This window comes from Micromonospora sp. WMMB482, from assembly GCF_019038635.1.
Classification (GTDB): Bacteria; Actinomycetota; Actinomycetes; order Mycobacteriales; family Micromonosporaceae; genus Micromonospora; species Micromonospora marina.
Map to the genome: position 1 here is coordinate 2,900,234 of NZ_JAHOPD010000020.1, position 12,964 is coordinate 2,913,197.

General features: G+C 73.3%; 12 protein-coding genes and 2 pseudogenes. 6 read left to right on the forward strand and 8 right to left on the reverse strand.

All coding sequences use genetic code 11. The features are described from left to right. The first annotated feature begins 19 nt into the window (after positions 1-19). Entirely contained in the window at positions 20-964 is a 945-nt protein-coding gene (locus KSK32_RS14695; protein ID WP_216931726.1) for a zinc metalloprotease, read from the forward strand. Between the two features lie 122 nt (positions 965-1,086). On the opposite strand, the gene KSK32_RS14700 is transcribed toward KSK32_RS14695, so the two are convergent. The 3 genes from KSK32_RS14700 to KSK32_RS14710 form a co-directional block, all read right to left on the reverse strand. After that, positions 1,087-1,533 carry a type II toxin-antitoxin system HicB family antitoxin gene (locus KSK32_RS14700; protein WP_216931727.1) on the reverse strand — a complete coding sequence of 149 codons (447 nt, stop codon included), beginning with the start codon at positions 1,531-1,533 and terminating at the stop codon, positions 1,087-1,089. Between the two features lie 14 nt (positions 1,534-1,547). Further along, on the reverse strand, positions 1,548-1,739 hold the full coding sequence (locus KSK32_RS14705) for a type II toxin-antitoxin system HicA family toxin (RefSeq protein ID WP_216931728.1): 192 nt from the start codon (positions 1,737-1,739) through the stop codon (positions 1,548-1,550). Between the two features lie 199 nt (positions 1,740-1,938). Then, positions 1,939-3,618, reverse strand: coding sequence for a DNA repair helicase XPB (locus tag KSK32_RS14710; protein ID WP_216931729.1), 1,680 nt, complete (start codon positions 3,616-3,618; stop codon positions 1,939-1,941). Between the two features lie 187 nt (positions 3,619-3,805). On the opposite strand from KSK32_RS14710, the gene KSK32_RS14715 reads away from it, so the two are divergent. Further along, positions 3,806-4,681, forward strand: coding sequence for a L,D-transpeptidase family protein (locus KSK32_RS14715; protein WP_216931730.1), 876 nt, complete (start codon positions 3,806-3,808; stop codon positions 4,679-4,681). 145 nt (positions 4,682-4,826) lie between these two features. Then, positions 4,827-5,063: a hypothetical protein gene (locus KSK32_RS14720; protein ID WP_216931731.1), complete on the forward strand. Its 237-nt coding sequence runs from the start codon at positions 4,827-4,829 to the stop codon at positions 5,061-5,063. A gap of 1 nt (position 5,064) precedes the next feature. On the opposite strand, the gene KSK32_RS14725 is transcribed toward KSK32_RS14720, so the two are convergent. Next, positions 5,065-7,527 (reverse strand): helicase-associated domain-containing protein, encoded by a 2,463-nt coding sequence (locus tag KSK32_RS14725; RefSeq protein WP_216931732.1) that lies wholly within the window; start codon positions 7,525-7,527, stop codon positions 5,065-5,067. Positions 7,528-7,564: 37 nt separating this feature from the next. Between KSK32_RS14725 and KSK32_RS14730 the strand changes: the two genes are divergently transcribed. Next, positions 7,565-8,188, forward strand: coding sequence for an HAD family hydrolase (locus KSK32_RS14730; RefSeq protein ID WP_216931733.1), 624 nt, complete (start codon positions 7,565-7,567; stop codon positions 8,186-8,188). 28 nt (positions 8,189-8,216) lie between these two features. Then, positions 8,217-8,603 carry a cold-shock protein gene (locus KSK32_RS14735; RefSeq protein WP_026267952.1) on the forward strand — a complete coding sequence of 129 codons (387 nt, stop codon included), beginning with the start codon at positions 8,217-8,219 and terminating at the stop codon, positions 8,601-8,603. Here the strand turns inward: KSK32_RS14735 and KSK32_RS14740 are convergent. Both KSK32_RS14740 and KSK32_RS14745 read right to left on the reverse strand, forming a co-directional pair. After that, positions 8,564-9,394: a 1,4-dihydroxy-6-naphthoate synthase gene (locus KSK32_RS14740; protein ID WP_216931734.1), complete on the reverse strand. Its 831-nt coding sequence runs from the start codon at positions 9,392-9,394 to the stop codon at positions 8,564-8,566. The genes KSK32_RS14735 and KSK32_RS14740 overlap by 40 nt on opposite strands. Positions 9,395-9,428: 34 nt before the next feature. Further along, positions 9,429-9,890: pseudogene (locus KSK32_RS14745) on the reverse strand (TetR/AcrR family transcriptional regulator C-terminal domain-containing protein); the annotation flags it as partial. On the opposite strand from KSK32_RS14745, the pseudogene KSK32_RS14750 reads away from it, so the two are divergent. Beyond that, a pseudogene (locus KSK32_RS14750) lies at positions 9,882-10,514 on the forward strand (NAD(P)-dependent alcohol dehydrogenase); the annotation flags it as partial. The pseudogenes KSK32_RS14745 and KSK32_RS14750 sit on opposite strands and share 9 nt — an antisense overlap. A 54-nt stretch (positions 10,515-10,568) precedes the next feature. On the opposite strand, the gene KSK32_RS14755 reads toward KSK32_RS14750, so the two are convergent. Together KSK32_RS14755 and KSK32_RS14760 are read right to left on the reverse strand one after the other, a co-directional pair. Next, on the reverse strand, positions 10,569-11,273 hold the full coding sequence (locus KSK32_RS14755; RefSeq protein WP_216931735.1) for a futalosine hydrolase: 705 nt from the start codon (positions 11,271-11,273) through the stop codon (positions 10,569-10,571). Further along, a complete protein-coding gene (locus tag KSK32_RS14760; RefSeq protein ID WP_216931736.1) occupies positions 11,270-12,886 on the reverse strand; it encodes an MFS transporter in 1,617 nt (538 codons plus the stop codon). The genes KSK32_RS14755 and KSK32_RS14760 overlap by 4 nt, the downstream gene beginning before the upstream one ends. Positions 12,887-12,964: the final 78 nt, after the last annotated feature.

A 12,964-nucleotide genomic window follows, 5' to 3' on the forward strand; every position in this document is an offset into this window, starting at 1 on the left:
CCTCTCGAAAGGTGCAACGATGCACGGGAAACCGACGATCCACCTGGCAGTGCTCGTCGCTGCCGCCGCCACCTTCCTGACCGCCGGCGGAGCCCCAGTCGCGGCCACTGCCGCCGCTCCCGCCGCCGAGTGCGAGCCCGGGGCCGACAACCACAGCGCCGCACGGGTACGCGAGGGCGCCACCGTCAAGGAACCCGAGCTCTACTCGAAGAACGAGGCGAACGCGTACGGCGTGATCAAGGACGCGCCGCGCCTGGCCGACGGCAGCGTCACCGTGCCGACGATCTTCCACATGATCTCCGACCACGAACTGAGCGCGGCCGAGAAGGCCCGCTGGAACACGCTCATCTCGGCGCAGATGACGGTGCTCAACGACTCGTTCGCGGGTCGTACCGCGGCGGACGCGTCGGACACGCCGTTCCGCTTCTCGCTCGTCGACACCACCTGGACCGTGAACAGTGCCTGGTACACGGTGGTGCCGGGCAAGAACGAGCGGGACATGAAGAAGGCGCTCTACACCGGTGACTCCCGCACCCTGAACGTCTACGCGGCGAACATCGGTGACGGGCTGCTCGGCTGGGCGTACTTCCCGAAGGGCTACAACAACGGCCGCGACTACATCGACGGCGTGGTGATGCTCGACGAGTCGATGCCGGGCGGCACGGCCGGCAAGTACGCGCTCGGCGACACGCTGACGCACGAGGTCGGTCACTGGCTGATGCTGGAGCACACGTTCGCGCACGGCTGCTCCGCGTCCGGCGACTTCGTGGCCGACACGCCGCGTGAGGCGGCGCCGCAGTTCAACTGCCCGATCGGGGCCGACACCTGCACCGCGCCTGGCCTCGACCCGATCCACAACTTCATGGACTACACGCAGGACTCCTGCATGAACATGTTCACCCCGGGCCAGGCCGACCGGATGAGCGACGCCTGGGTCGCGTTCCGCGCGGGCGGCGCCGGCTGACCCGGCCCCGCAAGCTCGCCCTACCGGGTTCGATCAAGAGGTTGGCGTCGCCGATCAGCACCCTGGCGACGCCAACCTCTTGATCATTCCCGAGCGGGCGCGTAGTGCGCCGCAGTTTTTCGTCAGGCGGCGCTCTGCCGCTTGAACCCGCTGCCGCCCTCGGTGCCGGCTTTTTCGTTGGTCTTGCCGACGTGGTCGGCTCTGGCCTTCTTCGGAGCCAGTTGCGATACACGCTGCGGGGAGAGACCCAGGAGCGCGCCCGTGTCGCGGACCGTGTAGCCCTTCTCAAGAAGTGCGCGTGCGGCGGTGACAGTTGCCTCTTCCGCAGTCTCTTCGGCCTTGCGTAAGGCGCTGCGGGCCTTGCGGGCGCGGGTCACCTCCTGCGGCAAGTCGGGCCGCACGTCGACATCGAAGCTCTGCGGGTCGACGTCGAGCAGGAGCGCGATGGCCTCACGCGCCATCGCTTCGACCTGGTTGAGGCGACGCGCCTGGGAGAACACGCCCTTGATTTCCGGCACGGTGATCGCCCACCAGTCGCCCGAGCGTACGCACTTCGCGGTGTACTTCATCGGCGATCGCCCTCCTACCTCAGGCCCAGGCTGCGCAGGATACCCCGCGCGGTCAGTTCGTTGATCTCCTTGTGACGAGGTATGACGACGTGCTGCGAGTCGTACCGGTAGATCGTGTGGCTGCCACCTTCGCGGACCTTCTCAAAGGTCACGCCCGCGTCGGCCGCCGCCTTGCTGATCCTGTTGAGCAGGTCAACTCGCTTCACGTACTAAGTCTAGGATACTAGACATGGCAAGTAGAGCGGACTAGACAGCGTGTCGCCGCTGCTGCGTCTCAAGGCAAGTCAGTGCTACCAACACTGCTGCCGCGGTGGTGGATTGTGGTGATCGAGCGCCGCGATTCATCTACGACATCGAGTCGCCAGCGAGACGAAGAGACACCCGCCAGCACACCCGCCGGCCCGGTCAGTCGACAGTCGGCAGCGACGGTCCGAGCACGTCGTCGGCGTCCACGATGGTGTACGCGTACCCCTGCTCGGCCAGGAACCGCTGCCGGTGCGCGGCGTACTCGGTGTCGATGGTGTCGCGGGAGACCACCGTGTAGAAGTGCGCCTGCCGGCCGTCGGCCTTCGGGCGCAGCACCCGGCCGAGCCGCTGTGCCTCCTCCTGCCGGGAGCCGAACGTGCCGGACACCTGGATCGCCACCGCCGCCTCCGGCAGGTCGATGGAAAAATTTCCTACCTTTGAAATCACCAACGTGCGCAACGAGCCGGAGCGGAACGCGTCGAACAGCCGCTCGCGCTCCTTGTTCGTGGTGGAGCCCTGCACGATCGGCGCGTCCAGGTATTCGCCGAGCTGGTGCAGCTGGTCGAGGAACCCGCCGATGACGAGGACCTGCTCGTTCGGGTGCCGTTCCACCAGCGCCCGCACCACGGGCAGCTTCGTGCGGGCGGTGGCCGCCATCCGGTAGCGCTCCTCGGCCTCCGCCGTCGCGTAAGTCAGCCGCTCGGCGTCGGTGAGCGTCACCCGTACCTCGGTGCACTCCGCCGGGGCGATCCAGCCCTGCTGCTCGATGTCCTTCCACGGCGCGTCGTACCGCTTCGGGCCGATCAGGCTGAACACGTCGCCCTCGCGGCCGTCCTCGCGTACCAGAGTCGCGGTGAGGCCGAGCCGGCGGCGGGCCTGGAGGTCCGCCGTGAAGCGGAAGATCGGCGCGGGCAGCAGGTGCACCTCGTCGTAGACGACCAGGCCCCAGTCGCGGGCGCCGAACAGGTCCAGGTGGGTGAACGCGCCGCCGCGCCGCGAGGTGAGCACCTGGTACGTGGCGATGGTGACCGGGCGGATCTCCTTGCGCTCACCCGAGTACTCGCCGATCTCCTCCTCGGTCAGCGACGTGCGGGCGATCAGCTCCCGCTTCCACTGCCGTCCGGCCACCGTGTTGGTGACCAGGATCAGCGTGGTCGCCTTCGCCTCGGCCATCGCCGCCGCGCCGACGAGCGTCTTGCCGGCGCCGCAGGGCAGCACCACCACGCCGGACCCGCCGGCCCAGAACGCCTCGACGGCCTCCCGCTGGTACGACCGCAGCGTCCACGGCTTCCCGCCGTCCTTGCCGGACTCGGCCAGGTCGATCGGGTGTGCCTCGCCGTCCACGTACCCGGCGAGATCCTCGGCCGGCCAGCCCAGCTTGAGCAGCGCCTGCTTGAGCCGCCCCCGCTCGGACGGGTGCACCGCGACGGTGTCGTCGTCGATCTTGGCGCCGAGCATGCCGGCGAGCTTCTTGCTCTTGGCGACCTCGATCAGCACCACCCGGTCGAGCGCGCGCAGCACCAGGCCGTGCACCGGGTCGTTGGCGAGCTGGAGCCGGCCGTACCGGTCCATCGTCTCGGCCACGTCGACGAGCAGCCCGTGCGGCACCGGATAGCGCGAGTACTTGATCAGCGAGTCGACCACGCCCTCGGCGTCGTGGCCGGCGGCCCGCGCGTTCCACAGGCCCAGCGGCGTGAGCCGGTAGGTGTGCACGTGCTCGGGGGAGCGTTCCAGCTCGGCGAACGGCGCGATCGCCATCCGGCACGCCTGCGCGTCGGGGTGATCCACCTCCAGCAGCAGCGTCTTGTCCGACTGCACGATCAGTGGTCCACCGCTCACGCCAGCGTCCTCTCGCATCGCCCGGAACCCGCTGCCCGGAACCCCCGTCGTCACCCCGGCTGACCTGCCGCAGGCCGACCATCCAGTGTTGCACGCCGGCGGGCGCCGCAAAAAAGTCTCGCTGGACAGGCAACGTCATACTCGTCCCACACGTCTAGCAAGCGGGACGACTGTCCAGGGAGGGCCCATGCAGCGTGTCCGGTTTCTCGCCCGGGTCGCCGCCCTGGCGGTGGTCGTGCTGGTCGGTGTCGGCGCCTGTGCGCTCGATCCGCAGGCGGAAGGCGCCGGGGGGAGCACCCCCGGCCCGGCCGGGCTGACGGAGGGAGCATCGGGGGCGAGCGCGTCGCCCACGCCGGAACAGCCGGTCACGTCCCCGTCGGCGCAGCCGAGCCGGACGGCCTCGCCGAAACCCTCCCGGTCGCCCGTGGCGACGAAGACGACGAAGCCCAAGCCGAAGCCGAGCGCGTCCGCCGGGTGCCCGCAGGGGGAGCACCAGCGGGCCGTGGAGACCTACCTGACCCGGCTGGGCGGCTTCGGGACGCTGACCGTGGACGGCGAGCAGTCCGCCGCCGACTGCGCCGCGATCAGGAAGTTCCAGATCCGGTACGGGATCAGCCCGTCCGCCGGCCGCGCCGGCCCCACCACGTACGACGTGGCGAAGCGGCTCGCCGCCACCGACACCGCGCGGTGCGGGGCCGGTTCCCGGCTCACCTTCTGCGTCGACCTGACCCGGCAGACGGTCTGGGCGATGCGCGGCGGGAAGGTGGTGATGGGCCCGACCGTCACCCGCACCGGCATGTCCGGCTTCGCCACCCCGGCCGGCACGTACTCGGTGGGCCGGAAGAACCCGCGCGAGTGGTCCAACCCGTACGAGGTGTGGCTGCCGTACTGGCAGCAGTTCAACGGCGGGATCGGCTTCCACGAGACCACCACGTACCTGCACCACGGCGCGATCGGCTCGCACGGGTGCGTCAACCTGTTGCACCGTGACGCGGTACGCCTGTGGGAGCTGGGCTCGGTCGGCACCCGCGTCGTCGTGATCGGCCGCCGCCCCGGCACCTGAGCACGCCGCCTGCGCGCCGGAACCGAACCGCAACCCGCTGCACCCGTGACCGGACCGCCCGGATCAGGGTTTTAACCCCTGTCCGCGCGGTCCGGTTGGTGCAACCCTGGAAGCCGGGTCCATGCCGGGACGGGGAGGGACTGCCATGACCGTTGACCAGGACGTGCTTCCCGAGGACGAACGGACGCGGCAGCAGGAGGTGCCCACCGGGGTGGTGCTCGCCTACGCGGCCGCCGCCGCCGGGGTGTTCGGCTGGTTCCTGTTCGGGCTGCTGGTGCAGCAGCAGGGCTTCGTCGACTCGGTGGGCGAGTCGGCCGGTGCCGCGTTCGCGTTGCTGCTGGCCGTGTCGGTGATCGGCACGCTGCGCCGCAACGGGGAGTAGCTCACTCCTCCAGCACGGCGGCGGTGATCCGGTGCAGCGCGAACGTGTGCAGCATCTCCGTCCGGTCGTCCTCGGCGCGCAGGTAGCCGGCGCCGATCGACACCGGCCGGACCAGCCGGGACGCGGTCGCGCCGTGCGCGTCGACGTAGCCCACCCAGACCAGCGCCTTGTCCCGTACCGCCTGCTGGAGCACCGCCAGCGCGTCACCGTGCCCGGACACCGGCGCCGGCCCGGCCGCCGCCGGGGCGCCGCGGACCACCGCCGGGGCCCGCCGGGCCGCCCGGGCCGCCGCCTCGCCCCGGCGGATCTGCTCGACCACGCCGAGCAGGCGGGGCATCGGCAGCTTCGGCGTGGCGAGCGGGTCGACAGCACGACCGATCGCGGTACGGGCCGGCGCCCGCCGGGTCTTCGGCCGCGCCAGGACCATCGCGCCGCCGGCGTCCTCGGGCACCGGGGCGTACCCGGCGTCCCGCAACGCGGTGAGCATGCGGTTGACCTGGTACGGGGTGACCAGCACCGTGGGCGCGAGCCGGCGGAACGCGAGCGGCTCCAGTCGCCGGTCCGCCTGCACCTCGGTGAGCAGCGCCTCGTCGTCGCTGCGCACGTACGCCCCGGCCGAGCCGACGCGCAGGCCGCCGTGCTTGCGGGCCACGTCGTCGACCAGATAGGTCAGGCCCTGCGGCACCGGGGTACGCGACCGGCGGCGGAACAGCGCGTGCAGGTCGTCGGCGGTGTAGCCGGCGTCGAGCGCCCGCCTGACGCTCGCCGGGGTGACCCGGTGCACGCTGGCTCCGCCCGCCGACTCGTGCTCGGCCACCACGTCCAGCTCGGCGGCGAGCGCCGGGTCGGGCGGGCCGGGCACCACCACCGTCAGGTCGGCCTGCACCAGCACGTGGTCGACCGGGGCGGGCAGCAGCCCGTCCAGCGCCCGTACCGTCGTCGACGCGTCGCCCGACTCGGCGTCGGAGCGCAGCCCGAGCGGGTCGTCGCCGCGCTCGTCGGCCTCGGTCAGCTCGGCGAGCAGCAGCCGCCCGTACGAGGTGAGCGCGCCGAGCCCGGTCACGCCCAGCGTGGCGGCCTCGGCGAGCACCTCCCGGTGCGCCGCCTCCCGCCCCCGGGCCCGCCGCGGCGCACGCCAGTCCAGCAGCTCCAGCACCTCCTCGGTGGTCGGCGCGGTGCCGGGCGGCACGTCGGCCAGCACGGCGAGCACCGCACGCCGGGCGGCCGGCGCGCCGGCCCGTTCCGCCTCGGCGGAGAGTACCGAGATGGGCCGGTCCCGGTCGTCGCGCTGCCCGATCAGGCCGGACTGGCGGGGCATCGACATCCAGGCGCGGGCGAGCTGCTCCCAGCGCTGGGCCAGCGACACCGCGCGCCACACCTCGTACCCGCCGGTGGGCAGGATCTGCTGGTCGCCGCCGTACCGGGTGGTGACCGCGCCGGTCAGCTCCATCTCCCCGACCAGCCCGGCCGCGTACGCCACCTCGAACAGCAGCGCGGTGGCCGGCTCGTCCAGCCCGAGGCCACGGGCGAGCCGCCGCAGGTCACGGACGCCGACGCCCCCGGAGCGCAGGACGGGTGCGGGTTCCGCGGTCAGCGCCTCCAGCATCGCCTCGGTGTACCGGACCACCTCCATGGTCTGTCCGGCCCCGGCCGAGTCGACGGACTTGACCTCGCGCGGCGGCCCGGACACCACCGGCGGGCTGGTGCGCAGCGGGCCGAGCGGACCGGTGTCGCGGCGCAGCACCAGCCCCACCTCGCGGGGCAGCTCGACGGTGCCGTTGCGGCCGCCGGACATCCGTACCAGCAACCGGTGCTCGACCAGCCAGCGGATCGGCGAGCCGGTCGGCGCGCCGCCGTTGACCAGGTCGGGCGGGAGCACGTCCTCGGCGCCGGTGGCGGGGGCCTCCAGCGCACCGGGCGCCACGGTCCCGACCGGCGGCCCGGCGGCGAGCCGGTCCAGGACCGCGCGGGCCGAGGGTGGCGCGGACAGCAGCGTCCGCCGCAGCTTCGCCGGGTCCGCGCAGAGCGCCGCCGCGCGCGGGTCCAGCTCCGCCGCCGGCCGGCCCAGCCCTGCCGGGTACGGGGACACCTCGTCGATGCCGCCGGCCACGCACAGGTCGTGCTCGGGGCCGTACAGCAGGAACCGGGCCCGGAGCCGGTCGACGGCGGCGCGGACCGCTGTGGGTGCGGGCGGGTGCGGCGCGGCGGTGGCCATGGCCAGGATCTGGTCGGTGGAGGTGGTGCCCTCGGGGCCGCGGGTGAGCCGGGCGGCGTCGAGGATCTGGAGGGTGAACTGGTCCAGCCCGTCGAGCGCCCGGGCCACGGAGACCCGGGACTGGGCGCGCAGGGCGAGGGCGGACACGTCGGCCGGCACCGGCACGACGAGGTCCGGCCGCAGCTGGAGCAGGGCGGCAAGCGACTCGTCGGGGAGGGCCCGCAGGTGGTCGGCGAGTGAGGTGGTCATCGTCGTACCACGCTAGCCCGCTGGGTAGGTTCTCGGCATGTCTCCGCTGATGGTCGGCTTCGACCTCGACATGACCCTGGTCGACTCCCGTCCCGGGATCGCCGCCGCCTACCGGGCGTTGACCGAGCGCACGGGCGTACCGGTGGACGCGGAACTGGCCGTGTCCCGGCTGGGCCCGCCGCTGCGGACCGAGCTGGCGCACTGGTTCCCGCCGGAGCGCGTGGAGGAGGCGGTGACGCTCTACCGGGAGCTGTATCCGGCGTACGCGATCACCCCGACCGTGCCGATGCCGGGCGCGGAGGCCGCAGTGCGCGCGGTGCACGAGCGCGGCGGACGGGTGATGGTGGTGACCTCCAAGATCGGGCGGTTGGCGAAGCTGCACCTGGACCACCTGGGGCTGGCCGTCGACGAGCTGGCCGGGGATCTGTTCGCCGAGCAGAAGGCGACCGCGCTGCGGGAGCACGGCGCGACGCTCTACGTGGGCGACCACGTGGCCGACATGGCCGCCGCGCGGGCCGCGGGAATCCCGGGCGTGGCAGTGGCGACCGGCCCGTGCCCGGCCGACGAACTGACCGGGGCCGGTGCCCGTGTGGTGCTCGATGATCTCGTCGAATTCCCGGCGGCGCTGGACCGGATCATCGGGCTAGCCTTTACCGGGTAGACGGTTCGAGTGGAGCGGGGTTCAACAGGTGCCGACGGGTCGAGTGAAGTGGTACGACGCCGCCAAGGGGTACGGGTTCGTCACCAGTGACGAGGGTGGCGACGTGTTCCTGCCGAAGGGCGCGCTACCGGCGGGTGTCGCCGACCTGAAGGGTGGCCAGCGGGTCGATTTCAGCGTGGTCGACAGTCGGCGGGGCGCCCAGGCGATGGGGGTCAAGCTGCTGGAGGCGCCGCCGTCGGTGGCGGAGCTGCGCCGCCGGCCGGCCGAGGAACTCCACGGCCTGGTGGAAGACATGATCAAGGTGCTGGAGGCGAAGGTCCAGCCGGACCTGCGCCGCGGTCGCTTCCCGGATCGGAAGACCGCCCAGAAGATCGCTCAGCTGGTCCACGCGGTGGCGCGCGAGCTGGAGGTCTGAGGGACGAGCCCGGCGTCGGCGGCCCGGCCCAGCAGCGCCTCCACGGCGGCGAAGCCGGCCTCTCCCAGGTCGGCGGTGAACTCGTTGACGTAGAGGCCGATGTGCCGGTCCACCACGTCGGGCTCCATCTCCTGCGCGTGCGCGAGGACGTACTCGCGGCTGGCCTCCGGGTCGGCCCACGCCTGGCGTACCGACTCGCGGATCCAGGCGGTGGCCTCGACCGGGTCGACAGCGCCCCGGCGGGCCAGGATCGCGCCGAGCGGGATCGGCAGCCCGGTGTCGCCCTCCCACCACTCGCCCAGGTCGACCAGCGCGGTCAGGCCGTGCCGCGGGTAGGTGAAGCGCGCCTCGTGGATGACCAGGCCGGCGTCGTACCGGCCGGCGGCCACGCCCGGCATGATCTCGTGGAACGGCACCACCTCGATGCGCGCCGGGGCCTGGCCGGCCGCCCAGAGACGGAACAGCAGGTACGCCGTGGTCCGCTCGCCGGGCACCGCCACCGTCGCGCCGGACAGGTCGGTCCGGTCACCACGGGTCAGCACCAGCGGGCCGCAGCCCCGGCCGAGCGCGCCGCCGCAGGGCAGCAGGTGGTAGTCGCCGAGCAGCCAGGGCAGCGCCGCGTAACTGACCTTCACCAGGTCGAACGCCCCCCGCTCGGCGGCGGTGTTCGTGACGTCGACGTCCGCGTAGGTCACCTCGACCGGCGGCGCGCCCGGCACCCGGCCGTGCACCAGGGCGTCGAAGACGAACGTGTCGTTGGGGCAGGGGGAGATCGCCAGGGAGAGCGCCACGGTCCCACCGTAACCCCGGTGTCCGGCCCGTCCGTCATCCCGTCCGGTGTGACGTCCAGCCGTTCCGGTGCAGCCGATCGATGCCGTCCAGCAGCAGGTCCAGCGCGAATTCGAACTCGAACTGGTCGTCGCAGCCCGGCCCGACCACCGGGTCGCCGTCGTGGGACGCGGCGGCGGCGATCGCCGCGAGGTGCGGGAACCGGGCGGCCGCCTCCGGCGGCAGGTCGGCCGGTGCCTCGGGCACTGTCGCGCCGGACCGCCCGGCCTGCCGGGAGGCGTCGAACAGTTCCTGGCTGAAGCCCAGCACCCGGCTGCCCAGCGCGTGCATCACGTGGTGGGCCAGGTCGGTGGAGAACCCGCTCGCCCGCAACGCGCCGACTGTGGAGTCGAGGTACGCGAGGACGGCCGGTGTGGCGGTGGTCCGGGACTCGATCGCCAGCGACGCCCAGGGGTGGCGGAGCAGCATCCGCCGCGCCGACAGGGCGCGCCGGCGAACCTGACACCGGAGCAGGCGGCGGCCCTGCCGCTCGCAGGCGTCACCGCGCTCCAGGGGCTGCGCGACGCCGGGCAGGTCCGGCCCGGCGACCGCGTCCTGGTCAACGGGGCCTCCGGCGGCGTCGGCACGCTCGCCGTCGCGTTGGCCAAGGCGTTCGGCGCGACGGTGACCGGCGTGTGCAGCACCCGCAACGTCGCGCTGGTCCGCTCGCTCGGCGCCGATCACGTGGTCGACTACACCCGCGACGACTTCACCCGCGACGGTCGCCGCCACGACGTGGTGTTCGACCTGGTCGGCAACCGCTCCCTCACCGCGTTGCGGCGGGCGCTGACGCCGGACGGGACGCTCGTGCTCTCCGGCGGCGGCGTCTACCGTGGCGGCAGCCTGCTCGGCCCGATCGGGCTGCTGGCGCGGGGACGGCTGCTCGCGCCGGTCATCAGGCAGCGCGTCGTCGTCCTCGCCACGTCACCCGGCCGGGCACACCTCGACGTGCTGCGTGAGCACGCCGAGGCCGGCCGTCTCAACCCGGTCGTCGACCGGACGTATGCGCTGCACGAGGTGCCCGAGGCCGTCCGCTACCTCGAAACCGAGCACGCGCGGGCCAAGGTCGTCATCACGATCTGACCCGTCGTCCCCAGCCGTACGACTTCTCCACAGGGTTGTCCACAGGTGGACGCATCAGTGGAAGGCGGCCGCCGCGGCGGTGAGCGCGGCGAACGCCTCCCGCATCCGCCACGCGCCCCGGTCGCGCGGGCCGATCGGGTTGGAGACCGTCCGCAGCTCGGCGAAGGGCACACCGGCCTGGGCGGCGGCGACCGCCACGCCGTACCCCTCCATGGCCTCGGCCACCGCGTCCGGGTGCCGTTCGGCCAGCGCTGCGGTGCTCGCGGCGGTGCCGGTCACCGTGCTGACGGTGAGCACCGTGCCGACGGTTGCCCCCGGCAGCGCGGCGCGCAGACGGGCCAGCAGGCCCGGATCGGCGCGCATGGTCCTTCCGCCGCCCAGCAGCTCGGGAGGCATGCCCAGATCCTCGACCGGGATGAAACCAGCCGGTGACTCGGCACCGAGATCGGCGGCGACGCTGCGGTCGGCGAGCACCGTGCCGCCCACCGTCACCCGGCCGACGAAACCTCCGGCGATGCCGGCGCTGACCACGGCCCGGTACGGCCGCCCGGCCGCCTCGGCCAGCGCCAGCAGCCGTGCCGTGGCGGCCCCGGCGACGGCCGGGCCGACCCCGACCGGCAGCACCGTCACGTCCGGCGGCACCGTCACGTCCGGCGGCACTGTCACGTCCGGCGGCGCCGGTGCGGCTGATGCGGTGAGGCCGGCACGGATCGCCTCGGCCTCGGCGGGCACCGCCGTGACCACGAGCAGCCCGGTCACGCCACCGGCCCCCGGGGATCGCGCCGCTCGGTGTCCTCGACGCCGCCGGGGCCGCCCACCGAGGACGACGGCCGGTAGATGTGGAAGCCGGGCGGCGCCAGCCCGTCGTCGTCCTCCGGGGTGCCCGAGCGCCGGGGTGCCGGTGACGTGGGCGCCGGATCGTCGAACGAGGTGGCGGCCGGCTCCTCGGCGCGGGTGGCCTGCTCCGCCACCAGCTCCTCGTCGCCGAGCGGCCGGCCGACCAGATGCTCACCGCGCAGCTTGCCGGCGACCAGCACGCCGCGTACGGCCACCAGCGCGGCCACCGCGGCGGCGACCGTCACGCCGATCAGGCCGGTGAACGGCACCAGCCCCAGCCCGCCCCCGGCCACGAACGCGAGCATCAGCGCGGTCTCCGAGTGCGCGAACGAGCTGGCGCGCAGCCGCTCCGGGATGCGTTCCTGGATCGAGGCGTCCACCGCCAGCTTCGCGATCCCGCTCATCATCGCGGCCACCAGGCAGAGCAGCGCCACCATGGGCAGTGAGAACTTCAGCGCGGCGAGCACTGCCACACCGGCCACCACGATCGTGCCGCTGGACTGGAGCGCTGTCGGCCGGTGGATGCGCAGACGGGTGCCCAGCGCGGTGGCCAGGAACGTGCCGACCGCCAGCGCGCCGCCGACCAGGCCCAGCGCGCCCTGGGCGCCGAGGTCGCGGCCGAAGAAGTCGGTGGTCAGGTCACCGGCCTTGATCGCGAAGGCCAGGAACAGCAGCAGGAAGCCGTAGAGCCCGCGCAGCGCCGCCGCGCCGATCAGCGTGGCGATCACCAGCCGGCCGCTGGGACGGCCCCGGCCCAGCGGGCGCTCGCCGTCGCGGCGGCGCATCGCGCGCCACGGGTGCGGCATCCGCTCCGGCGGCTCGGAGTCGGCCTTCGGTGGCAGCCGGAGCGAGATCACCATGCCGATCAGGAAGATCACCGAGGCGACCCGCAGCGGCCACTGCGGCCCGAACCAGAACGCGGCCAGCCCGATCGGCGCGACGAGCGCGCCGGCCACCGTGCCGTAGACGCTGGCCCGTGCTCCGACCTGGGACAGCCCCAGCCCTTCGGGGAGCAGCCGGGGGACCGCCGCCGAGCGGGCCACCCCGTACGCCCGGGAGAGCGCGAGCACCCCGAACGCCGCCGGGTAGAGCCCGAACCCGCCGATGTAGTCGGAGATCATCCAGGCCAGGAACGCCCGGCCGAGCATGGTGGTGGCCAGCGCGTACCGCCGGCCGTGGCGGAAGTGGTCGAGCAGCGGGCCGACCACCGGGGCGAGCATGGCGAACGGGACCATGGTCACCAGCAGGTAGAGGGCGACCTTGTTGCGCGCCTCGCCCAGCGGCACGTCGAAGAAGATCGTCCCGGCCAGGCCGATCGCGATGAGCGTGTCACCGGCGCAGGAGAGCGCGTGCAGGTCGAACAGGCGGACCATGCCCACCTCGTTGCCGGCGCTGCGGGCCCGGGCGGTGCCGGCACGGCGGGTCATCCAGCGTCCGCCGTGCACCGAGCCCCGCAGCAGCAGCCGGGTGGCGCGGATGCCGGTGCCGACGGTCCGCCCGAGGAAGGAGCGGCCGGAGCGGGAGGACAGCGCCATGCGTCCCATCCTCGCCCATCCGCTCGGCGTGTGCCGCATCACCCGGAGAGAATGACTCCGGGGAGTGCCTGTCGCCCG

What these genes read in the sequence shown, in the direction of transcription:
- KSK32_RS14720 (WP_216931731.1), top strand. Translation starts at nt 4,827, where the DNA reads ATGACCGTTGACCAGGACGTGCTTCCCGAGGACGAACGGACGCGGCAG.
- KSK32_RS14700 (WP_216931727.1), bottom strand. Translation starts at nt 1,533, where the DNA reads ATGAAGTACACCGCGAAGTGCGTACGCTCGGGCGACTGGTGGGCGATC.
- KSK32_RS14725 (WP_216931732.1), bottom strand. Translation starts at nt 7,527, where the DNA reads ATGACCACCTCACTCGCCGACCACCTGCGGGCCCTCCCCGACGAGTCG.
- KSK32_RS14760 (WP_216931736.1), bottom strand. Translation starts at nt 12,886, where the DNA reads ATGGCGCTGTCCTCCCGCTCCGGCCGCTCCTTCCTCGGGCGGACCGTC.
- KSK32_RS14695 (WP_216931726.1), top strand. Translation starts at nt 20, where the DNA reads ATGCACGGGAAACCGACGATCCACCTGGCAGTGCTCGTCGCTGCCGCC.
- KSK32_RS14715 (WP_216931730.1), top strand. Translation starts at nt 3,806, where the DNA reads ATGCAGCGTGTCCGGTTTCTCGCCCGGGTCGCCGCCCTGGCGGTGGTC.
- KSK32_RS14730 (WP_216931733.1), top strand. Translation starts at nt 7,565, where the DNA reads ATGTCTCCGCTGATGGTCGGCTTCGACCTCGACATGACCCTGGTCGAC.